Source organism: Methylomonas sp. 11b (assembly GCF_000515215.1).
Lineage (GTDB): Bacteria > Pseudomonadota > Gammaproteobacteria > Methylococcales > Methylomonadaceae > Methylomonas.
Window position 1 is genome coordinate 1,202,749 of record NZ_KI911557.1, and the last position, 22,291, is coordinate 1,225,039.

Annotated in this window: 12 protein-coding genes and 2 riboswitches; all 12 genes read right to left on the minus strand. The window is 54.0% G+C overall.

The window, feature by feature from the left end; translation table 11 throughout:
- Nucleotides 1-301: 301 nt before the first annotated feature.
- The 12 genes from METH11B_RS0105610 to gspF all read right to left on the minus strand — a co-directional run bounded on the left by METH11B_RS0105610 (nucleotide 302) and on the right by gspF (nucleotide 22,289).
- The gene (locus METH11B_RS0105610) at nucleotides 302-10,882 is read right to left on the minus strand and encodes a filamentous haemagglutinin family protein (protein ID WP_026601184.1); all 10,581 of its coding nucleotides are present in this window, start codon (nucleotides 10,880-10,882) and stop codon (nucleotides 302-304) included.
- Nucleotides 10,883-10,926: 44 nt separating this feature from the next.
- A riboswitch (cyclic di-GMP riboswitch) is annotated at nucleotides 10,927-11,005 on the minus strand.
- Between the two features lie 472 nt (nucleotides 11,006-11,477).
- A complete protein-coding gene (locus tag METH11B_RS0105615; protein WP_152428810.1) occupies nucleotides 11,478-13,067 on the minus strand; it encodes a ShlB/FhaC/HecB family hemolysin secretion/activation protein in 1,590 nt (529 codons plus the stop codon).
- A gap of 109 nt (nucleotides 13,068-13,176) precedes the next feature.
- The gene (locus METH11B_RS0105620) at nucleotides 13,177-14,736 is read right to left on the minus strand and encodes a hypothetical protein (protein ID WP_026601185.1); all 1,560 of its coding nucleotides are present in this window, start codon (nucleotides 14,734-14,736) and stop codon (nucleotides 13,177-13,179) included.
- 100 nt (nucleotides 14,737-14,836) lie between these two features.
- Nucleotides 14,837-15,628, minus strand: coding sequence for a hypothetical protein (locus METH11B_RS0105625; RefSeq protein ID WP_020482307.1), 792 nt, complete (start codon nucleotides 15,626-15,628; stop codon nucleotides 14,837-14,839).
- 39 nt (nucleotides 15,629-15,667) lie between these two features.
- Nucleotides 15,668-15,746, minus strand: a riboswitch (cyclic di-GMP riboswitch).
- A gap of 720 nt (nucleotides 15,747-16,466) precedes the next feature.
- Nucleotides 16,467-16,961, minus strand: a complete 495-nt coding sequence (gspM, locus tag METH11B_RS0105635; RefSeq protein WP_026601186.1) for a type II secretion system protein GspM — start codon at nucleotides 16,959-16,961, stop codon at nucleotides 16,467-16,469.
- A 1-nt stretch (nucleotide 16,962) separates the two neighbouring features.
- On the minus strand, nucleotides 16,963-18,156 hold the full coding sequence (gspL, locus tag METH11B_RS0105640) for a type II secretion system protein GspL (protein WP_026601187.1): 1,194 nt from the start codon (nucleotides 18,154-18,156) through the stop codon (nucleotides 16,963-16,965).
- Nucleotides 18,149-19,084, minus strand: coding sequence for a type II secretion system minor pseudopilin GspK (gene gspK, locus METH11B_RS0105645; protein WP_026601188.1), 936 nt, complete (start codon nucleotides 19,082-19,084; stop codon nucleotides 18,149-18,151). The genes gspL and gspK overlap by 8 nt, the downstream gene beginning before the upstream one ends.
- On the minus strand, nucleotides 19,081-19,659 hold the full coding sequence (gspJ, locus tag METH11B_RS0105650; RefSeq protein WP_026601189.1) for a type II secretion system minor pseudopilin GspJ: 579 nt from the start codon (nucleotides 19,657-19,659) through the stop codon (nucleotides 19,081-19,083). The genes gspK and gspJ overlap by 4 nt, the downstream gene beginning before the upstream one ends.
- Entirely contained in the window at nucleotides 19,652-20,026 is a 375-nt protein-coding gene (gene gspI / locus METH11B_RS0105655; RefSeq protein ID WP_026601190.1) for a type II secretion system minor pseudopilin GspI, read from the minus strand. Before gspI ends, gspJ begins: the two co-directional genes overlap by 8 nt.
- On the minus strand, nucleotides 20,023-20,565 hold the full coding sequence (gene gspH, locus METH11B_RS0105660) for a type II secretion system minor pseudopilin GspH (RefSeq protein ID WP_026601191.1): 543 nt from the start codon (nucleotides 20,563-20,565) through the stop codon (nucleotides 20,023-20,025). Before gspH ends, gspI begins: the two co-directional genes overlap by 4 nt.
- Nucleotides 20,550-20,981: a type II secretion system major pseudopilin GspG gene (gspG, locus tag METH11B_RS0105665; protein ID WP_026601192.1), complete on the minus strand. Its 432-nt coding sequence runs from the start codon at nucleotides 20,979-20,981 to the stop codon at nucleotides 20,550-20,552. Before gspG ends, gspH begins: the two co-directional genes overlap by 16 nt.
- 96 nt (nucleotides 20,982-21,077) lie before the next feature.
- Nucleotides 21,078-22,289: a type II secretion system inner membrane protein GspF gene (gspF, locus tag METH11B_RS0105670; RefSeq protein ID WP_026601193.1), complete on the minus strand. Its 1,212-nt coding sequence runs from the start codon at nucleotides 22,287-22,289 to the stop codon at nucleotides 21,078-21,080.
- Nucleotides 22,290-22,291 lie beyond the last annotated feature (2 nt).

Sequence of the window (22,291 nt, forward strand, 5' to 3'; positions counted from 1 at the left end):
TCAAATCAAAACATAAACTGGATTATCCCAACGTTTTTTTACATGATTATGACGAGCGGTAAAGTATCGAAAAAACTGGAAAAAATATTATTAAGCCGGACCTTAAATACTGTTCGCCTAAATGTCTTTGCGGGTACTTAGCCTGTCGAAGGGCACACCACTCTGGGCTTTGACGAGCTCAGCTCGAACGAAATACCGGTGATATAGGGCCGGGGGGGCCGCGAAAGGCGGCAAACCCATTGCCCGCCGCGAACACAGCGGGCAATTCGGCCATTTTCAGCCTGAATGGCAAGACAGCAGGCTATTCACCAAAACCCAAAATATCCACGCTCAAGATGCCCAAGGTGTTGGTCGCTGCCTTAGCCAGTTTTTCGGCAGCTTCCTTGCCGACGCTGCCGGTACTATCCAGCGATTTGCCGACCGCAGCCGCCACGTTGCTGACGCCGGTCAACCCGGCCGCGACACTGCCGGTCGCAGCGACTGGCACACCCACGGCAGAGCCACCAATATCAATATTATCCGCACCGACAATGGCGGTTCCTATTAGAGTGACATTATTGCCTCTGATACCCGCCTCACCGGCGTCGATGATGCCGCGCGGTGCAAACAACAACACATCCCCTGCTCCCACCGTTCTGATACCGCCACCTTGCAACACCGGCGATACTTCCAGTACCGGCATACCCGCCGCATCGTAACTGACTTTAAGCGGCGGAGCCGCCAATGCGGTTTGCGCGCTACGACCGGCATCGACATCGCCCTCAGTGGAACCGCCGGTAATATTGCCGTTACCCAAAGTCACCACGCGCTGAATGTTCACATCGATATCGTTGCGGGCCAGCAGATTGGCCTCGCCCTGCTTTTTGACGATCACGCCCAACTCGTCATCTTCCTTTGCCAAACCAATATCGGCGGTCGCCAAACCCACGGTAATGCCGCCATTGGGAGTAAACAGATTGGCATCGCCGCCGTCCTTGGTTTGTATCGAACTCAAGAACAGCGAAATATTGCCCAGCTTGGGCCTAACCAGTTCGCGGGCGTCGTCTTTCTCGCGGTCGCTTGCACTGGCAAAGGTTTTACCCTGCCGTGCCAACTCCGCTTCGATTTTTTGCTGTAACACGGCATTCAGATTGTTCAAGATATTGCTGGCACTGGTATCGGCGTTGATTACAATGCCGTTCGCAGCGTCAATGCGGTAATCGCTATTACCCGCCAATAAGGTGGTACCGGGGAACAGCGACTCGATGGTAGCCAGCAGTTTTAGTTCGGCCAGATCCTGAGCCTGTTTGGTAGTGGCTTTGGCCAGCGTGCTTGCATTGGCTTTTACCTCCTGCAAAAACACGCTTTGCACAACGCTTAACAGCTTGCTGTCCAGCCGCGCCCTATCCACCGTCGACAGACCGTTTAATGCCAGTTTGGCCGAATCGACGCTTAACGAAGAGTCGCCGGTGATGCTGCGCATTTCCTGCACGAACAAATTCAGGTAGCGCTGATTTTCCAGGACGTATTTACCCGAGTTGAGCATAAACCCTTCGGCAAAACCATTGCTGTTCAGCGCACCGCCAGCCAAACCGGCAATCACGGTAATGTTGGCACCGTCATCCGCCAGCGCGGCGTTTGATTGATCGCCCGAAGATGTAATGCCGATGGACGATCCCAAATTCACATCCCGGCCCGCCAGCGCGGTTAATTGTCCGGGACCGGCCACGTCTATACCTTGATCGGCTTCGATGATATTGCCGGTATCGGGGTGAATATTAATCGTGTAACGAATATCCCGGCCGGCATTAAAGATACTGACAGCGTCGGCGTTGTTATGTTGAATATTGAACGTGGCGCGGACAATATCCTGACCAGCGCTAACCTCGGCGGGCTTGGCTAATACGAATACGATGTCATCATCGATACGGCCAATGTTGCCGCTGCCGGTGCTAATCAACACCGGATTCGGGTCATTGGCGTGCAGCGGCGTGCTGGCATGTATCGCGGTGGGCGATTGCGGTTGCTGAATATCCAGAACCTTCAGCACATTGTCCAAGTCGGTTAAGGAAGACCCGACGAAGGGCAATGCGGCGCTAGGTAATGCCGCTGGTTCCGCATCGCTCAAAATAATCCGCGGATTACCCTTACCGGTTAAATTCTCAGCCGCAAATAACTCCAAGTCACCCTGCGCCGATGGGTACAAGGTGAAGCTCTTGTCCACGGCAATATTGCCGTTCAGTGCGTAGGCATGCAGGCCGGCGGGATAAACCAAAAAGCCTTCGGAAATATTGGTATTGGTGGCCTTCTTCAAACTGGCGATGTCGTTTTCCAGGCCAAGGTCGCCAGAAAGCGTGGTCAATGTCACCTTGCTGTCAGTACTGTAGCGGAAAAACCGATTCGACGAGCCATTGATCAAATCGACCGAATCCGGCAAGGTCACGAACATCGGATCGACAATCGCTTCCAGGGCCATGGACTTGCCGGCGACTACATTAAACTGCGCATCGCCCAAAGCCAGTATCGGATTCAGCCCATTGTTGGTGCCGGCTTTCAGCGATCCGTGCGCATAAATATCCGCCGCCCCGCCATCCACATAAAACACGCCGCCGGCGATATCCCCACCCGCCTGCAATTGCAGATTACCACCGCCGTTCACTTCGACCACATTGGTCTTAAACGTGATAACAGTGGCATCCGCCACCGGCGTATCCCGTTCACCTACCTGTTTACCGGTGGTAGGGATCATCACCGACAAGTCTTCGACATTTCCGCCCGCGCTGATGCGGACATTACCGCCGCCGAAGGCGGTTACGCTTTGCTGATGCTGACGAGAAAAGCCACTTGAATCGCTAATACCCAAGGCCACGCCCCAGGCTGTCGGACGTTCCGAATCAAATTCCGTACTGTGTTGATTGCTGTTGGACCAATCGCCGGTACGTACCAACGCATCGCTGAGCAACTGCGCACTAGGTTTGGCATCGATATCGCGCCCAACCTGAATGCTGATATCGCCGCCATCCACGGGATATTCGGCATAGAACAGCGCGGCTAAATCCGGCCCGCCACTACCCCAGCGTTTGGCGTCGTCGGCATCCGCGCGGCCCGCCGTGTAGATTGAAGAGCTTGCATTACCGTAGACCAAGTCGCGAGCCGCGCGAATATCAATATCGCCGGTGCCGGTCCGCACGCTGACATCATTGGCTAAACTGACGTCGCCGCTGCCGGCGCTGGTCAACAGACTGGCAGAGGCCAGCACTGTCATCGCATTGGCGGAACCCAAATCGGCGCCGCCGATCAGCTGGTAACTCCATGAAGCACCGGTTTGCAAATAATCGCTGACGTTGATAGCTCCAAAACTTGCGGAATTCAAAACGCCGGTGGAAAAGCCGTCGCTCAAATTGGCATTGATTAACAAATTGCCTTTCGCTCTAAGCGTTAACACCCCAACCAGATCGTTATTCGCGCCATAACGCCAGGCTTCTCCGCTATCGAGTTTTCCCAAATCCCAGGTCTCGGCGATGGTCAAATTGCCGCTGCTGCGAACTTCTACGCCGGGGATAATGGTAAAGCCGGCGCCGAAGCGGCTGTTAGCGACATTGGCCGCCGCCAAATCGCTCATATAGGCCAGATTATCGTTATGCATCGCCTGTTGCTCGGCGGAAGCGATACGGCTATTGTTATAAATACGCGCGCCTTCAACGGTGACGTCGGTATCGCCAACGATAGTACCGGCGGCGATGGCTTTGACGTTAATGTCCGCCAGACCGTCGCCGTCGGTATCGTCGCGGTCGGCACGTAAATACACCTCGCCCGCCGCACCGGCTCCAGCCGCTGCGACGTTGATGCGCGCGCCGGGCTGGATCTCAATGCCGGCGCCATCTGCTGCGGACCCATCGAGAGACGACAAACTGACCTTGCCGCCGTTGCCATTCGCCGCTTGCGCGTTCGCCAGAATCAGCGCCGAGCTATTCAGCGTCAGCAGATCTTCGGCTGCCAGCGTTACCGAACCGCCATTCGCCCCGGACGCATCCAGGGTGCCATCGACGCTGATATTGCCGGTATCGGCGAATAGATTGATGGCATTTGCATTCACGGTTTGCCCGGCGTCAACCACGATATCGCCGCTACGCGTTCTCAGTTCGACAGCACCGCTAAACCCAGCGGCGGTAAACACCGTATTCAAAGCACTAAAGCCGCCGGCGCTCAAACTACCGGTATCGATGGCGACTCGGCCACCGTTTGCCTTGCCAACGCCATGAGCATCGATAAAACCGTTGAATTGCACCTGGCCGGCGCCGGCTTGCGCGGACAGTAAACCGGCAAGCATCTCGGCGTTACTGGCGTTTAACAGCAGCTTGCTGCCCGCTTCAGCGCTAATATTGCCATGCTGAGAACTCAGACCGATTTTGCCACCGGACAGATTCACCGGCTTGCTCAGACCGGCATAAGCCACCGCGCCGGACACATCGATCAATGCATTACCGCCCAAAGTCACATTACCCTGCAAGGCATTCAAGGCCACATTACCCGTTTGATACAACAAGGCCGTGTTCAAACCAATGCTATCGGCTTCCAACAATAATTGCGCGGCTATGCCTTGGGTACCGGCAGTTAGCGTCTGGCTACCGCCCGTGAGAGACAAGCCATGACCGCTGGCATTGATGATGGTTTTAGCGCCATTCTCGGCACTGACAAACGGCGTATTCACGCTCAAGTCAGTCAATGCGGTTAAGGTGCTGTCACCCTTGCCCAACATACGCTCGCCGGCATTAACATTGACTGCGGCAAATCCCGACAGCTGGAATTTACCTTGGTCCAACAGCAGCTGTTGCACATTGACATTCAATACCCCGCTGCCGTCGCCCGCCAAAACACTGCCCGTAGACTTGCTATTGGCAATACTCAGGGTTTTCGCATTCAAAGACAGGGTTTTCCCGACATTGGCTTTACCGGCCAGACCCAAGGCATCAATGCGTAAATCGCCGAATTGAAAAGGCTGACCAAGGGCATCGGTTTGCAATAACTCGCCGTACAAATTGACCATACCCCGGCTGCTCAACACCAACTCGTTAACAGTCAAGTGTGCGAGCTGAGTATTATCCAGCGACAGGCCAGTCGATACGCCGGCGGTCTCGCCGAGGTTGATAGTTTCCGCGCCGAGATACAAGGAACCGCCGGCCAGATTTAATTCGCCGGCCATTTTGGTCCGCCGTGTCGAGTCCAGCGCCACCGAACCCGCGCCGGCCGAAATGACCGCGCTGGCACTTATGTTTAGATCGCCTTTCAAGCCCTTGGCGCCGGTTCGGTTGATCGTTGCCTGTTTGCCCGCCGATGCGCGCAGCAATGCGCCGTCGCCGTTCACCTCAAGCGCCGTATCGCTATCGGTATCCGCAACCGCGCCGCTGGCTTCGATTTTGGCCCCCTGTTCAAGCGTGACGGTTTCGCTGGCGGCCAGCAAGGCCTCCGGTGCTTTCAAGGTCGTGTTTTGGGCTACCGTCACCGACTTGGCGATGACATCCAGCTTGGTGTGGCCGGTCGCGGCGTCAAAGCTTCTAACCGCCCCCAGCAACAAGCTATCCACTCTAAACTTATCCAGGTCGCTAACCAACAATTCAACATCGTCGGTTGCGGCGGTTGTGCCCAAGGCCAATTTATCCGCCACGATGTCTACCAAGCCGCCACGTCCGCCCTCGACCACATCGGCCACCACGGTGGGTAGCTCCAGACGGGTTTTGGCGTTTAGCACCAATTGCCCGGCATCTTGCGGCAGACGCGGAATCGCCAGTTCTTTATTTACCGCTCTATCCGCGAAAAATTGGTTGGCCGAGCTGATGTTGTATTCGCTACGCGTTTTAGCAATGCTGCCGGCTTCGACCACATACTCGGACCAATACTGATCGCGGATGTCTGTTCCGGCAACGCTCCGGTAGCCGGTAACGACAGCAGCGCCATCGATCCGGGTTCTACTGGTGCCGGGAATTGCATTGGCGCTGCCGGCGACCGGCGACACCAAAAATGCATCCGGCAATAAGGCGTAACGAGCCGGCAGTAAGGCATAGTAGCCGGCGGCAAGGCCGCTACCGGCACCGACGTAAATGCTATCGCCAGTCTTCAAACCTGATTCGGGAAACGATTTGGGGTCGAACGGCGAATAACCGGATATACCCGGCACTACCGCAAAACGTTGATCAGAAGCCAGCACATCCAGCGAACCGCCGTCGCCTGGAATGAACTCAAACCCCAATAAATCGCCGCCGCCGGATAAATCCACCAAAGCACCGTCTTCCCGAAGGATTTGCGCGGCTTTAACGGTTATTTTCTTCTCGGGGCTTTCAAACACCCGCTTTTTATCCGTTTCAGCCGGTTTCAGATCGGGGTTGACCACGTTAAGATTGTTGCCGGTGCCGGCCAAGGGCAGCAGCCATTCCAGGCCGCCCTGGGTGACGCCCAGCGGGATGATTTGCCCCTTGGCCGAAACCGACGTCATGCTGTCGGCGCCGAAGGTCACCGATTTTGTCGCCTCCAAAACGATCTCGCCCAAGGGCGCGGTCAGCACGCCGTTTTGGACGATATTCGGCCCCTGCACGGTCAAACTGCCCAAGGCGGACAGCACCGGCGCGGCCTTACCGCTTTTGTTGAAAGTCACCGTGCCATTCGGATCGCCGGTGACCGCCAAGGTAAACTCGGTCAAGGAGGTGGGATAAACCTGCGCCGCAGTTAAATTAAGCTTGGAAAAGGTTTTAAATTCGCCGACAAAATCCAGTTCCTTACTGTCGATCCGTATCCCTTTCAGGCGAATATCGTCGTCGGCGGCAAGATCAACCGTATTAAAACCGGTCGTTACCGAGCCACCGACCAAATCGATCAAATCGGCATTAACCGCCAATCGGCCATCGCCGTTGCTGGTTTTTACTATCGGTGCGCGATAGCTATCCGACCCCAAAGTCGCGGTGGTAGCGCTGATTTGCACATTACCGGTATCTGCGGCGGTGTTCCGCTCCCAACCGAAATTGACCGCATCCAAAGCAATAGCGTTATTCAGTTGCAGATCGACATCGCCTGTAAAACGAATCTCACCCTTCTCTCCGGATACAGCCAGATCCACAGAGCTAAAACCGCCCTCGCTAATCTGCTCAGCGGCCAGATAGCCAATGCCGGTCAGCCGATCACCGGGCGAATCTTTCTTGGGTAATGAATCGCCCGGTTTAGAAAAAGCAGCGGAAAACGGTACATTCCGTTCCTGGGAGATTTTTAAAATGCGCGGGGCGCGCGGAAAGATGGAGTTTTCTGCATCCGGATCGGCACGATTATCTACGTTAAGAAACACCGACAATTTACCGCCGGAGGTGCCGGGCGCAGCGCCGCCGGCGGCTTGCATATCGCCGTCCAGAAACGCGCCTTCGGCGGCGGTAATATTGATACTGCCGGCATGCGAACCTACTAGGGTAGCAGCAAAACTCGCACCTATCGCCGCGGGACTATTAACCGGTAAATCCAGGATGTCTTGGCTACCGGATACATCGATCAAAGAGCCGGCCTGGGAGGCAAAAAAGCCGCGTTGCGCATTGACGACCACCTTGCCGCCGTCAAAAACCTGACCGATACGCCGGCCCAAGCCGTCCACGGTAATTTGACTGCCGCCGGACACATCGATGCGGGCAGTGCTGCCCAGCCAGATGCCTTGATTCTGCTGGTACTGCGGATCGACCTCACTTTGATCGGGAATAATATCCAGAGCCACGGTACCGCCATGCGCGACGATCCGGCCATCCAGCACCAGGGACGAATCGGACTCCAGCGTAACGCTGCTTAAATCGTCGGCGTTAATCGTTGCGGTAGCAGCCACCAGCAAATTGCTGTTGGCATTAATCCCGGCGGCATGATCGGCTCGCAAGGTCAATTTGCTGGGTGCGCGCAGTTCCGGCAACAACGTCGTCAAATCCGAGAATGCTTCGATACCGTCGGCGTTGGCCTGTTCCAGATAGGTGTTGTTTAGTACTCTGTTCTGTTGGCGCAGCTCAATATTGGCGCCGTCTTCCACCGTCAATCCGTTCAGATTTGCGCCGATATCGAACTCGGCAAAGCCGCCTTCACCGAAAAACGCAGTGGCAATTTGCAAAGGCTGCACGCCGCCATCGCCTCTGCTCGGGGTTTCTTCCCGACGAATGGCTACCGCGTTGGCTTTTACGGTAAAGCCGCCGCCTTGTTGCATGGCATAGGCGTGCATAACGCCTTCCATCAGCACGTTAGCGCCGGCGTTGTCTATGGCAGGTTCGGCGACCAACACAATGCCGCCCTCTTGCAAGGTATCGCCCTTGCCTGTGGTTCTTTGCGCCTTACCGGCTTCCAGCGTACGGTCTTCGTGCAACCAGGCGCCGGCGCTGATGTCGATCAAACTGCCGGCCCGCAAATTCACGCCGCCTCCGTTACCCTTGGCCTTGGCAATAAAAGTACCGCCGTCTATGGCCACCGTCTTGCCGTCAAGATTTTCCGGCTGGGCGAAATCGTTAATCCATTCCCCGCGCAAATCGATTGTCGCCCCGGAAGCCAGGTTAATCTCGCCTTGCAATCCCGCCGCGTTGGTTTCGGCGGTTTCCAGCTTTACCGTGGCCCCGGCACCGACGATATTGCCGCGCACGTCAACCGCGCCGCCTTGTAACGTCAGATTGCCGCCGGCGACCAAGCGCAGGGTCGCATTGTCGGCGACGCTGATGTTACCGTTGGTTTTAAACACCGCAGTATGCACGCCGCCGTCGATGAGCTTGTTGGCATCCACGGCCAAAGCCATGGCCAAGCCGTCATTTCCGACCGGGAACACGTCGTCGATATCCAAATCAATGCTGTTTTGCACGCCAGCGGAGAAAATCAATGCCTGCGCATTACTCTGGGTAAACGCGGTATCTACCGTCAGACGGCTGCCCTTGGCTTGCTCGGCCAGCGTCCGCTGCCGCCTGCCGTTGGTGGTTTTACCCAGCAGTTCGCCGTCTAAAATCGCGTTGTTAGCTCTGACCATTAAGCTGCCCGCGTCCTGACCTTCGACATAACCCGGCTCGAAACGCGCCAGCGTGAATGGACCGTCGATTTTCCAGACTTTGGTGATGCCCCATTTTTGATATTTTTTCACCACCTCGCCGTAAATCGCCTCGTAAGGCACCAAAGGATCGGCTTCGCTAATATCGACCAAGCGGCCATTGGCTAGCAGCTTACTGGTGGTAATAAAGCCATCCAGATAGGTAATCTCGCCACCGGAAAAGTCCAGAACCGCGCCTTTTTCCAGGATGACATCGCCTTCGGAGTTAAGCGCGATCTCGCCGCCGTTAACCATACGTTCGGCAACCGTGCGGCCAATCCCTGCCACGGTGGGCGCAATATCAGTTAGCGGCGTACCTTCTCGGATGTCCACCAGGACGGTCTTACCTTTTAATATGCCAGTCTTTTGCAACGGCGCGTCTTTCAATTCAAAGTTGCGCAGCTCCACTTCCAAGACATTGCTTTCCATGGTGCGGATGACTTTATCTGTTCCGGACACATCGATTTTCGCGCCGGCATCGATCAGGATCCGGCTATCGTTTTTTAGGCTGTTGTCGGCAACCGGATTTAACGGCGATTTAGTCGCGGTAATTGATACCTTCCCCGAAGGCGCGTTAATTTCCGACCCAGCCTGTAAATGCACCTTATCAGCCATAATCTCGACCCGAGATTGCGGCTGCACCTGACCGGGTACAGCGGTTTTCTCCACCAACACCTTGACGGTTTCGCCGGACTCCAGGGTTTGGGTTTCCTCGATGTATTCCACCTCGGGCAGAATCTCGGTGGTACTTCCCGCGCCCAAAGTCACTTGTGCGGAACGGCCCAAACCATCGCCTTTATCCGCGGTGCGGGTGGTGGCTTTCGCGGTGATAACAGTCTCGCCGCCTTCGGTTTTGGTAGTAAAACCTTCCCGCGCCAACAGGCGGATCGTGCCGTTGACGTTGGTGGAGGTGGTTGCGGATACCTTGCCGCTTTGCTTGACGGCAAAGCCCATCAAGGTGACGTTACCGCGATTGGCGGCGATGTTACCCAAGTTTTCCACTCTACCGCCGGTCTCGACTTCCACTAGCAAGCCGCGCACGTCGTTATTAGTCCTATCATCAGCTGTTGGCGCTTCCTGCAAATACACTTTGTCGGTCGCCGCCGCCATGATTACCTGACCGCCGGGCGATTCCACATCGCCTTTGTTCATGATGCTCGGGGCAATCACCAGGATGCGGCCGCCCTCGCTGGACTTGATACGCGCCCCGCTTTCCACTTTGATCTCGATGGGGACTTTCTGACCGTCGGCATCCAGCTTGAAACTACCGTCACCGTTTTTTTGATAAAAATCGCCGGAGCCTTGAAAAGCGGCGCGACCATCCTTGGAGACAGTACCTATGGTTTCCTTATCAAAGGTTTTTTCGAAACTGACATCCATCGTCGAAGCCACCAGCCCACGGGCATTGACCACGGAATCCCTACCGAACACGAAACCGTTTTTATTGACCAGATATATCTGGCCGTTGGCGGTTACCGAGCCCAAAATCTGGCTGGGATTTTTGCTGGGATCGACGATTTTGTTTAGGGCGATGGCGCTGGCGCTGGGCTGTTTGAACTCGACGGAACTGTCGGCGCTGACATTAAACTTATCCCAATTCAGAATAACCCGGTCGGTTTCCTGATTAATGGTCATATTATTACCGACTACGGAACGGTTGGCGCCGCCCATGCTGGCCCAGACCGCGCTGGGCACCGGTAATTCGGCGCAGACCGGCGAGACAAAAGCGATCAGCATACTGCCGGCGACTGCCGACTTTACGCAAGCCGCAATGGGATTTAATCTGAAAAATACCGCGTCGTCATGCTGGTGCTGTTGTCTATTAGTCATAATATCGCCTGTGCCAATCGAAGAAACAACCGCATAAAAAATCGGTTGGCAACCCGGCTGTCTTGACTGACAAGACCCGCGGCTTTCCGCCCCCGCTTCGCAACGGGTTTAGCAATATTTAAATAAAACGGTAAGTTGCCTCGTTTTCACCCCCCCTCACCCTGCCCTCTCCCGCTGGAGAGGGATTGTTGTGCTTCGCGGTGAATAAATACAAATAACTTTTAACTGCCTAAATAACCATTTAATTCGGAGTAAATACTAATTTAAAACAGCCTCATAATAACTGTACAAAAGTAGTATCAAGGCAATATAAAATATTACATATTTATTACAGAAAATAGATTTGTAACAAATATGTAATATTCATAATAAATAATTAGTAAGGCAGAAATAATAATATTACTTAGTGGTCGCCCCTGAAAAATGAGGGGCGTTGAAAATCACAAACCGGATTTGCAGCGCAGTCTGCGGCTCCCGCATACGCGGAAATGACGCGTTTTTCGAGTTCCTCTTAAGTAACAAAAGACCGGAGCGAATAACCCAAAGACACCAGTTAATTCGCTCCCGTCTTCCGCAACCATTCAGCCGCCGCACCCTAAAATTGTGTTGCAATCCTAAAGTCCACCCTGTTCTCGCCGCGCCTGACAGTGCCTTGGTCCAGCAACGGAATGCCGAAATCAAACTCGCCTTGCACATGCTTGAACATATCGAAACGTAAACCCACCCCGGTGCTGGCCAGTGCCATTTCGTTGGCGTTACCCGGTAAGGCGTCGACAATCCAGCCTTTGCCGGCATCGACAAACACCAGTGCCCGCATTTTGTCGAACTCGTCCCATGCGTCCGGCACCAGCCGTGGGCTATACCATTCCAGCGAGGCGGTCACGCCGTCATCGGATAGCGCATTAGTTTCCAAATAGCCGCGCACGGTTTGAAAACCGCCCATCGAAAATTGCTCGTTACTGATCAGCGGCGAATCGGTGATCTGTCCGGACATGCGCGCCGCCACTTCCATACCCCACGGCAAGTTATGCCGATAGTCCATACCACCACTCAGATAGATAAAATTGGATCTGGCTAAAAAGCGCTTGTCGGCAAACTGCTGCTCATCGCTGCCCAAGCCGCGTATCGCAAAGTTGACCCCGACATTGAAAGACAACAAAGACTCGGCATCGCGCAAATTACCGCTGTACTGGGCCATGAACGGCAAATAACTGATAGGGGTTTTTAAGGTATCCGAACCTAATAAATTCAAATCTTCCTTAAAGTCTTTGTAATCTACGCCCAGCGTCGCCGTGTGCGTGTAATTGTTTAGCGTCTTCAGCGGCGACACAAAACGCGCGCCGTAAATATCACCGGTACCGATCACCGATAAGGCGCCGGCACTGGCAATTTGCGACGTAGAAGACGAACTGACAGCGTATAAAGCTAGGCGCTTGTCGTCGTCGATGATAGGCAGCACATAACTACCAACCAACACTTCCACTTCGTCCGGATTTTCCGGGGAGGTTTGATACATGAACGACGCGCTATGAAATTTTTGCCAAAGATTGTCATAACGCAATGACACCAAAGTCCGTAACCGACTGGTGTTCTGCGTATTGCGGGAATTGACTTCCACTTTGCCGTGCAAGGGCAATTCGTCTTTAACTTTGAGATCCACTTCCAGCGTACCCGGCGTTTCACCGGCCCGCAGCACCGGTACTACGCTCCTGTCCTCGCTCTCGCCGGCCAATGCGGTCAGCTGCTCCTGCATTTTCGGTAAATTGGGCACATTACCTTCCGCCAGCTCGGGTACTTTGGCTTTGATAGCGCCCAGCGAGAAGTAACGGGAATCGGTGACTCGCAAACGCGATACCTTGCCTTCCGTCACCTGTAAATACACCACGCCGCCCACCACGTTTTGCTCGGGAATATCCACAGAGACAGTTTGATAACCTTTGCTGCGATACAGCTCTTCCAGTGCGCTACGCGCTTCTTCCACGGTATCGATGGTTTTTTTCGGGCCTAAAAACCGGTAGACGCAGCGTTCTACCAATTTCCGGTCCAATAAAGTGCTGCCTTTCAGGCGCAGCTCCAGTAAATCGAATTGATTGCCGGCTTCTTCCGCGCAAACCAGCGCACTAGCCGTCAATAACACAGCCGCCAAACCGAAACGGACCGAGCCTAAAAACAAATGTTGTTTCATTTCACCCATCGCAAAAAAAGACAGCCTCCGCAAGCGAAGGCTGTTTGTATTCAATGCGCATCCTTGCGCGAACCTCTAGCTATTACACTAAAGGTTTGTTACACGCTGATTACATCGGTTTGCTGGTGTTGGTAGAGTTTTTGATAACCGGCACTTGGCAGTTGCTCAAAGAACCCGCTACCGCGTGCGAGTAAGGCATAACAGGTGAATTGACATTGAACGTGTCGGTAAAGTTGTTGCCGTTACCGATAGCCAAATAACCTGATTGACCGAATGGGTGAACGAAACTAATGTTCAACTCGGTAGCCAAAATGGTTGGTGCGGCCGCGTCGGCAGCGATTTTAGCGATAACAGTGGATTTATCGGCGCTGATAGCTTTACGCCATTGGAAGGTTTGCTCAACCCAATCCATGTATTTGCCTCTGAAAGCTTGTTCCAGAGTTGGTGCTACACCGTCCACTTTGATAAAGCGGTAATGCTTGGCATGCGTGGCGTTGTTTTCCAAACTTTGGTGACCGATGGCCCAGCCTCTGTTACCGGCAGTGTTAACCGCAGTGTTGAACACGTCAGGGTTGGTAGTGGTGATTTGTTTAGAAGCAGTTTCACCATCGGCAAAGTCTTCCAAGCACAATTCCATATCACCCGAACCGCTAACTTCATGTTTCACGGGGCCCGCCAATGGAGAACCAGGCCAATCAGGTGACAAACCGGCAGAACTGCAAGGGTTGTTCAGGAATTTGACGTATTGTTGCGCGCCGGTACCGGAACCGTCGATACGTTTGCAAAAATGCACTTTGGTATCGTTAGGGGTAACGTTTCTGACAGTGCCGTCGGAATCGGTGTAAGTCAAACCGGCAGTCAAGCTGGTTAAGGCAGTGCCGTTTACTTTAAACTCGGACCATCTTTTGATTTGACCGGAGATCAATTCAGCCACTTGTTGTTTGCTCAAGCTCGGCATACAGGCTTCGGTGTAATCGCCAGGTGCGCAGCTGCCGCCAAAACCGGCCAGCAGGTTTTGCGCTCTTTGCAAAGCCACATACAAGTTATCGGAAACCGGCACACCAAATACCAAGGCCGCTGCTGGCACCACGTTAAGTGCGGCATCTGCTTTAACTGGATCAACTTCGCTAGCGTTTGAAGGTTTGTTAGGACCGACGAACAATTTTGGCTCGACATCGGAAATACCGGCATCGGACAGCACGTTGGTCAGGTTAGCGCCGCTGGCGTTGCAAAACCAAGTGTTGGTCGCGCCTTGTTGGGTGCAGTTACCGTTGTCAATACGCATAGCAGCAATCGCCACGCCGTCGATCAGCGGGTTAACACCTTGCGCAGAACCGCCGGCAGAACGTTTGTGGAACAATACTTTAGCCGTGGTTGCGGCAGCACCGTTGACGGTCAGGCCGGGTACGTTAGTAGAGTTCAGTGTGCAGAAATAAGCACTATGGTTTTTACCTTCGGAACCCGCTGTACCGTTGTCTTTAAATACATCCAAAGTACCGGCGTCGCACAAATTAACAAACAATGCCGCCAGGGCTTTGTCTTGCGCGCTAGCGCCGGACATAAAGATTTCGATATCCGGCGTGACGCTTGGCGCATGTGCGGATGCACCTTGCGAGAAACCTGCCAGAGAAGCCACTGCGATAGCAGCAGACAATAATTGCTTTTTCATTGTATATCTCTCAATTGATTGAATTTAAAGTTTGAGCCGACCCGTTCATGAAGGGGGAACCAGCAAAGCAGAATCCGGCCGGCTCAAGACGTTTGCGGGATTAAACCGCCAATGATTTACGACGAGTGGCGCGCAGTACGCCCATCAAGCCGGCGCCGAACATCCAAACTGCGGCAGGCAGTGGCACAGCAGCGGGTGCAGCGGTATAGGTCAAAGAACCCACGTTACCGCTAAATGAAAAATTCCATGTACCTGGGAAAGTTTCCAATTCTCCAGTATCGAAATCGTCGGCATTGACTTTTTCATGAACGAACGCCAAAGCATTGCCTAACTGACCTTGGGCGGCAAATGGCAAAGCAGTTTGGAAATCGTTACCGTAAACAGCTGTATAACCTTGTTGGCCAACAGTTCTGAAGGTGCTCAGATTGTTAGAATTGGCATCTTGAGTTTGAACAGAACCAACCATAACGTTCCATTTACTCATAGTATTACCAATGTCGCCTGCATTGCTATCGATGACGGCAGGAGAAGGAACTACTGACGTTGTGTAGAAACCAAATTTAGGCAGGTCAGTCAGGTCAGCCAGGATCCCATGACCACCAGAAACTCCCCAAGCAACGTCGTTGCCGGCAGTGTAAGCAGCAGCGAATGATTGAAAGTTGTTGTCGCTCAGTGAGAAAGACAATGATTGGCTAGGGTTAGCCAGAAATTGCTCAACAGTGATACCCAAATCCAGTGTAAATGAAGTTTTCGCTGTGTAGTCAACCAGGTTGAACAAAAACTCGCTACCGTCTGCTGTTGCATCACCGATAGCTTGGATACGCGCTTCCGCGGCGCCTGAAGCGGCCGCCGCCAATACTGCAACTGCCAACAATTTTTTAGACAATTTCATTTTTAAAACCTCATGTTTAAATTTCGATTAATGACATAAGGTGACAGCCCAGCCGTCTTGACCTGCAAGACCTGTGACTTTCCGTCCCCGCTTCACAACGAGTTTGGCTTTTACACGCTTTAGATCGTACTCGACGCTATCTAACATCCTGACAGCGCCGCTTTTGTTGCCCCCGCTACCATTTCCCCCTTAGCCTCCTCCCTATCCTCTTCCTTAGCCGCTCCTTGTCCGTGCCGTCCGTGTTCCCTAGTTGCTCCTGAATCCTTGCTGAACTGCCGATCCTCGACCCTTCAACTTGACGCGGATTATTCCAGAGCAATAGCGGCTTTTCGGTTACAGCATTGTTAAATTCACGTGACATGTAATACATCTGTATTACAAAGCCGACCGCTAACACGAAAATTCAGCGGATGATCGGGCGCGGGCGGTAGCTATGAAATTTAAGATTCTTTTTGCGGGCATTGCCTCACTGCCATTGAGCGAAGGAAGAATCCCCTTCTCCCTCCAGGAGAAGGTTGGGATGAGGGGAGATAGAACCATCCGCTCTTAACTTAATAGCAGTGGGACGTGGTCCAGGCATGAATTGTCGTGAGCTGTGGACGGCAAGGCGCATCCTGACTATTGAGCTACTTCAGCTAAACCCAAGAAGTCCGTGATGCCCGCGGGGTTACCCACAGGGCACAAGAGCGGGCATCCAGTGCCATGGAAGGCAAGTTTGAAGCTATCAATGAATTCTGGACTGGGCATTCACGGGAAACTGGACGCCTTGGGACCGCGCAGCAAATCGGCTGCGGCAACTGGGCTCCCGCCTGCGCGGGAGCGACGATACCTGAGCAGACTAAACAACACCCAGTAAGACCTTGGCATTGACGATACCATCAGCATCGGCCGGTTTTTCAACATCGATTTGCAGTACCTGCAAACGGTGTTTGGTTTCCAAAATTGCCAACCAGGACATCAGTTGGTCGAAAGCCAGATGTTCCAGCCAGACGCTGACTTTGTCCTCGCCTTCCGGCGACAGGTGTTTGATCGCCGGTTTTATCTCCAGCTGCTGGCTGCTGAAATCGACTACCGCCAGCGGCGATTGATTAGCGCCATCCAATGCCGGTGCATCAACCGTAGCCTGTTGCCGCAAAGCCGCAGCTTCGTTACCGACTTGTTGTAAGTAGGTATAGATTTGCTGTTGCGCCTGGATTTTTAGGGTCAGCAAGCGGCTTTGTTCAGCAATTGGTTGGTAAAACAGCAGGTATGCGCCATACATCAGCACGACCAGTACACCACCCAGCGCCAGCACTCGCTCTCTGGGCGTTAATTCGGCAAAACGCTTCGCCATGTCATTTTTCGCGAATCTCAAGTTGCGCCTCCACGCCGTTTGCGCCGCTGTCGGCGGATTGAATTTTGACTTGCACCGTGCTTTGCAACTGCTGTTTGAATTGCTCCAGTTGGCCGATGTCGTCGGCAAGCAGATGTAACTGCAAACCGCCGTTCAGGAAATTGAGCTTTTTCAAGTGTACGGCCGGCGCGTCTTTCAACACCAATCCGGAACGGTAGATCAAGCGCATGAAGCCGCTACCGGCAAAAGCCTGTTGTTTTCTGAGCTGCGCCAGCTGTTGCTCGGCCTGAGCTTTGACATTGACGATGCGTTTCACATCGGGAAAAGTTTGTTTGAACAGCTCTTGGCTTTTCGCTTCCAACTCGCTTAGTTCGGCTTGTTGTTGCCAATAGGTATGTAGTAAAGCGTAGCTCTGCACCGCCAGTGCCACGCACAGAATTATTGCCGCCGGTAGCCACTGTTGCCAGAGGCCTTTTGGACGATGACTGACGGCATAAGCACCGCTCAACAAATTCAGCTCGGCTGGCAATGACTCGACGGCGCTCGCCATGAATTGCAAAGGCTTGGCTATGACTGTTTCCAAACCGTTATTTGCCAAACCATCCGGCAGCTGGGTGTCTTCGCTGTGTTTGCATATCAGTAAAGTCTGGCAATCGACACCTTCGGCACAGGCTTTTTCCAGCAGTTGCGGCAGAAATTGCGCATCCACGCCGCCGCCCAAATAGGCAGCGCTGCGCAAAATTGCGTTGCTTTCTTCGAGCAACAAAGTCGTTTGTCCAGGCTGATACGGCAGGCATAAGGTTTCCGGATACGCAGCTGCCAGAGCTAAACCGGCTTCGCGAAACGGAGTAAGCCGCGCCGCTAATGTGTCGTGCGTAATCGCCGCCGCGGCGAGTTTATCCCGGTCCTGCTTTAACCAAACCAGATGATAATTTTCCACGTCCTCGGCCAGTAGGTCTTCCAACGCAAACGGCAAGGCTTTTTTCAGTTGCGCAGTGGTTTTAACTGCCAGCTCGATTTCCAGCAATAGCACCGAAGCGGCCGGCAATAACAGTAGTACAGACTTACCCTGCGCAGCCGCTGCCAACTCCATCATCGAGCCGGATGTCGGCCGACTATCAGGCTCGGCAAGATTCAACCATTCCAGTTTATCGGCAGATTCGGCACCTAATCTGACCAGCAGTTTTTCAGCCATGCGCCAAGCCCTGGCGCTGGCGCTTCACCACTTGCGCGCCACCACTATCGCGCTGCAATTGCGACTCAAACTGCAAATGGGTTTTGCCCATATCGATTTGCCCTTGTAATAAAAAGTTTTGCGAACTGACACCCAAGCCATATTTACCGATGCCGGTGTCGGCAACCGTTTCATCCTTTAAAAATTCGGCGACTTTTGCGAAAGGCTTGCCTCGGGCTCTGAACATGGATTCCGCCTGATCGGCGCTGATGCCGTCCGCCAAGCAACGCAACACGGTGGCACTGGCGGTATTGACATTCAGCGGCGCGTAACCCTCCACCGCGTAGACATAAGGCAGCAATTTCAGATAGGTCTCGCGCGTCATGCCTTGTACCAACAGCAACTCGCTGACATCGGCAAATTGCCGGTTAGCGGCGCGATAAGCCGGCTTTTTGCGAGTGTAGGTTTCGTCTTCCGCGCCGTGCGGATAGCTGACATCCATATCCGCATCAACCCAATCGGCAATCGCCTGCACCAGCTCGGTTTTCAGTTTTAGAATGGCCAGCAAGCGTTCCAGGCGCTTGATATCGTCCTTGGAAATTTTGCCCTCCACCAATACGTTGTTCAGATTAATCCGGCCCTGCAAATCCTCAATCTGCGCTTGCATCGTGCCGCCGACGACGTTTGTCCTTGCCAACGGTATGGACCAATCTCCAGCCAAACCATCTACTTTACCGGCCGTGGCGTCGGCAGCCAGCCGGCCGATGGCCCAACTTTCCAAGCCGTACACGTATTCCCAGGCTTGCGCGCTACGCAGCTGATTTTCGGTGCGGCGAATATCCAACTGCCGCGCGCTGGACATCGACACCACGGCAACGGTAGCGATAGCCAGTATCAACATGACGGTGATCAACGCGATCCCGGATTGCGCCTGATGTAGCGACCTCATTCCCGCACCATAAACAGCCGCTGAATGTCACCCAAGCCGGCCAAGTTAAAATTCGCTTCCACCGCTTTGGGTAAGCCAGTGCCGCCAGCCGGCCAATGCGTAGTCCAGTCGCTGCCGTAAAACCGCAAATCAAGCGCCGCGACGTTCAACAGCTTTTTCCGGCGAAATTGCGTCTGCTGAGTACGATCCAGCACTGTCCAAACCTGCCGATACAAGCAGCCGTTTTCCAGACGATAACTGATACGTTGCAATTGGCTGTGCATCGCCAACGCCGACCATTCCGACACGCTACGCGTCAAGGTCAGCAAGTCTTCGCCATTACCGCCGGAAAACGCCGGCTGTTCGCTGCCGAATTCGTCCCGCACCGAGCGCGGCAAGGCTTGAGCCAGATCTTCGTTCAGCAAATACAGGGTTTGCTGCAGCGCGGCGATGCTGTCCGAGCGCTTTTCGGTGCCGGCTCTGGCATCCAGCACCGCACTCAAGCCGGCGTAGGCCATCGCCGCCATGATCGCGAACACGGCCATCGCGATCAGGATTTCCAGCAAGGTGAAGCCGCGACTGGCGCTATTATTCATGGCCGCTCGGAACATAACTAAGCAATCCGGCATAAGGCGACTTGTCGCCTTCCAAAAACACTTCTATCCGATAATCCCAGACCCTGCCGCCGATACTCGGCGTTACACCGCGCTTGGCCTGCCAATACCAACGCCGACCGGCCATCGTGTCCCAGCCATCCTGGTTTTCCGGTTTTTCGGTAGCCAGGCGCAATTGCACCGTATGGTTCGCGGCTATCGTCGCGGCTATCGTTTTGTTTTCCAGATACCAAAGATTCTTGGTGTTGTCGGCGGTAATTTTGATCAAACCGGCCATCAGGATGGCTAACAAAGCCAAAGCAATCAGCACTTCCAACAGCGTGAAGCCGCCGTTACCGGAATATTTCATGGCTTGATGGCGACGCTGGAAACCGCTAAGCCCTCGTCCGCCATATTGCTCAGCCAAAACCGGAGATCGCTTTTTGCTAAATCCAACGCAATTTGGAACGCATCCGCGGCCCCGTCCGGCGTAAATACAATCTGCGGCTCGGGATGCACCTTGCTGCCAAAGTGCTTAGTCAGGTACACAGGCTTTTCGTCCAGGGTCAACGCCAAAGTCATACCGGCTGGCAAATCCCGCTGTCTGAAGACCGCATCAGTATTCTCCGGCCGCCACTTGCCTTGGGTCGGCGACAGAAACCTATACCCTTGACCGACCAACTCCAGACCTATGCTTTCGCCGCGTATCATCGCTTCCTGCTCAGCCAGCTCCAGCAATTTTGCCAGCCGCTGAATTTCCAATTGTTGCTGCTTGCTGTGATCGGCATTGCCCATCGCCAGCATCGCCATGCTGCTCATCAAGCCGATCAGGACCATCGCAATCAATAGCTCGATCAGCGTAAAGCCGCGAATCTGCAAGCCCTCAAGCTGACTTATTTTTGCGCCCAATTGGTGATATCCGCGCCGGCTTCGCTGCCACCTTCCACGCCGTCGGCCCCGAAGGAATACAAATCAAATTCGCCGTGCGCGCCGGGCTGCATGTAAAAATACGGTTTGCCCCAGGCGTCGGCCGGAAGTTGATCCAGATAACCGCCCTGCTTCCAATGCGCGCCTTGCGGCAGATTGGTCGGCTTGTGTACCAGGGCTTCCAGGCCCTGGTCGGTGGTCGGATAGCTGAAGTTATCCAGGCGATACAGATCCAGCGCGGCGCTGATGGCTCTGATGTCTTGCAAGGTGCGAGTGGCGCGGGCTTCATCCGGTCTGCCCATGATTTTCGGCACGACGATAGACGCCAAAATGCCCAAAATTACTACCACGATCATCACTTCGATCAGGGTAAAGCCTTGCTGTTTTTTATTGCTCATAGCGGTTTAAAGTCTTATTGGTTTAAGCACGCCCCGGTATGCGGGACAACAGGGAGAAGATTAGAAAGCCAACGTGACAGGCGTATGACAAAACACCTATCTAATCAGCTGGTTCATTTCAAAAATCGGTAAGAGAATGGCTAACACGATGGTCAGCACCACCAGGCCCATGAACAAAATCAGAGCCGGCTCGAATAAACCCATGGTCAACTCGGTGAGCGCCTGAATATCGCGCTCCTGATCGTCGGCGGCACTTTCCAGCATGCGCGGCAATTGCCCGCTGGCTTCGCCGCTGGCGACCAAATGTATCGTCACCGGCGGGAAGAAACCGCTGGCTTCTAGCGCCTTGTTCAAACTCTGCCCTTCGCGGACGCGGATCGCAGTGTGCGCGACTGCTTGCTGCATCGCGTTGTTAGACAACACCTGGCTGGAGATTTTTAAGGCTTCCAGCAGCTCGACACCGCTATTGGTCAAAATCGCCAACGTGCGGGTAAAGCGGGCAGTGTTTAAGCCCTTGGAAAAGCGGGCGGTAATAGGCATGGTCAATAGCCAACGGTGAAACAGCATGCGCGGCCGCTCCCGGCGCAAAATCAGCTTCGCCGCGACAGTTAAGCCCACCGCGATGACCAGCAACAGCAAGCCATTGCTCTGCAAAAAATCGCTGCAACTAATTAAGGCCCGGGTAATAGCCGGCAACTCGTGGCCCATTTTGTCGAACACGCCAGTGATTTCCGGCACCACATACGCCAACAGGCCGATGACCACCAATACGGACACCGACGACAACAACACCGGATAAATCATGGCCATTTGTAACTTGCGATGCAGTTGGCCTTTGTCGCTTAGATAATCGGCCAGTTTTTCCAGCACCTGATCCAGCTTGCCCGAGGATTCGCCGGCTTCGATAGTGGCGCGGTACAGGGGCGGAAAAGTACTGGGAAATGCCTGACATGCCACGGCCAGACTTTGCCCTTCCAGAACTCGGCTTCTGATCGCCAGCAATATCCTTCTGGCCCTCGCCGACTCCAGTTGCCTGGCGATAATGCCCAAGGCTTCATCAATCGCCAAGCCGGACTTCAACAGAGCCGCCAACTGCCGAGTGATGTGCGCCAGTGCGCGCATGCCGATGTTTTGCGCCAATAAGGGCGACTGACCGCTGCGTTCTTTTTTATGAACTTCCTGAATGTCCAGCAGGGTTAAATCATTGGCCTTCAATTGTTGGCGCGCGGTTTTGATCGTGTCGCTCTCAAGTGTGCCTTTAACCGACTTGCCCTTGCCGTTCAGCGCTTGATATTCGAAGACCGCCATAC

Coding starts and splice junctions, on each gene's coding strand:
- METH11B_RS0105625 (WP_020482307.1), bottom strand. CDS start 15,628: ATGAAATTGTCTAAAAAATTGTTGGCAGTTGCAGTATTGGCGGCGGCC.
- gspI (WP_026601190.1), bottom strand. CDS start 20,026: ATGAAATATTCCGGTAACGGCGGCTTCACGCTGTTGGAAGTGCTGATT.
- gspK (WP_026601188.1), bottom strand. CDS start 19,084: ATGAGGTCGCTACATCAGGCGCAATCCGGGATCGCGTTGATCACCGTC.
- METH11B_RS0105610 (WP_026601184.1), bottom strand. CDS start 10,882: ATGACTAATAGACAACAGCACCAGCATGACGACGCGGTATTTTTCAGA.
- gspJ (WP_026601189.1), bottom strand. CDS start 19,659: ATGAATAATAGCGCCAGTCGCGGCTTCACCTTGCTGGAAATCCTGATC.
- gspL (WP_026601187.1), bottom strand. CDS start 18,156: ATGGCTGAAAAACTGCTGGTCAGATTAGGTGCCGAATCTGCCGATAAA.
- gspG (WP_026601192.1), bottom strand. CDS start 20,981: ATGAGCAATAAAAAACAGCAAGGCTTTACCCTGATCGAAGTGATGATC.
- gspF (WP_026601193.1), bottom strand. CDS start 22,289: ATGGCGGTCTTCGAATATCAAGCGCTGAACGGCAAGGGCAAGTCGGTT.
- METH11B_RS0105615 (WP_152428810.1), bottom strand. CDS start 13,067: ATGAAACAACATTTGTTTTTAGGCTCGGTCCGTTTCGGTTTGGCGGCT.
- METH11B_RS0105620 (WP_026601185.1), bottom strand. CDS start 14,736: ATGAAAAAGCAATTATTGTCTGCTGCTATCGCAGTGGCTTCTCTGGCA.
- gspM (WP_026601186.1), bottom strand. CDS start 16,961: ATGGCGAAGCGTTTTGCCGAATTAACGCCCAGAGAGCGAGTGCTGGCG.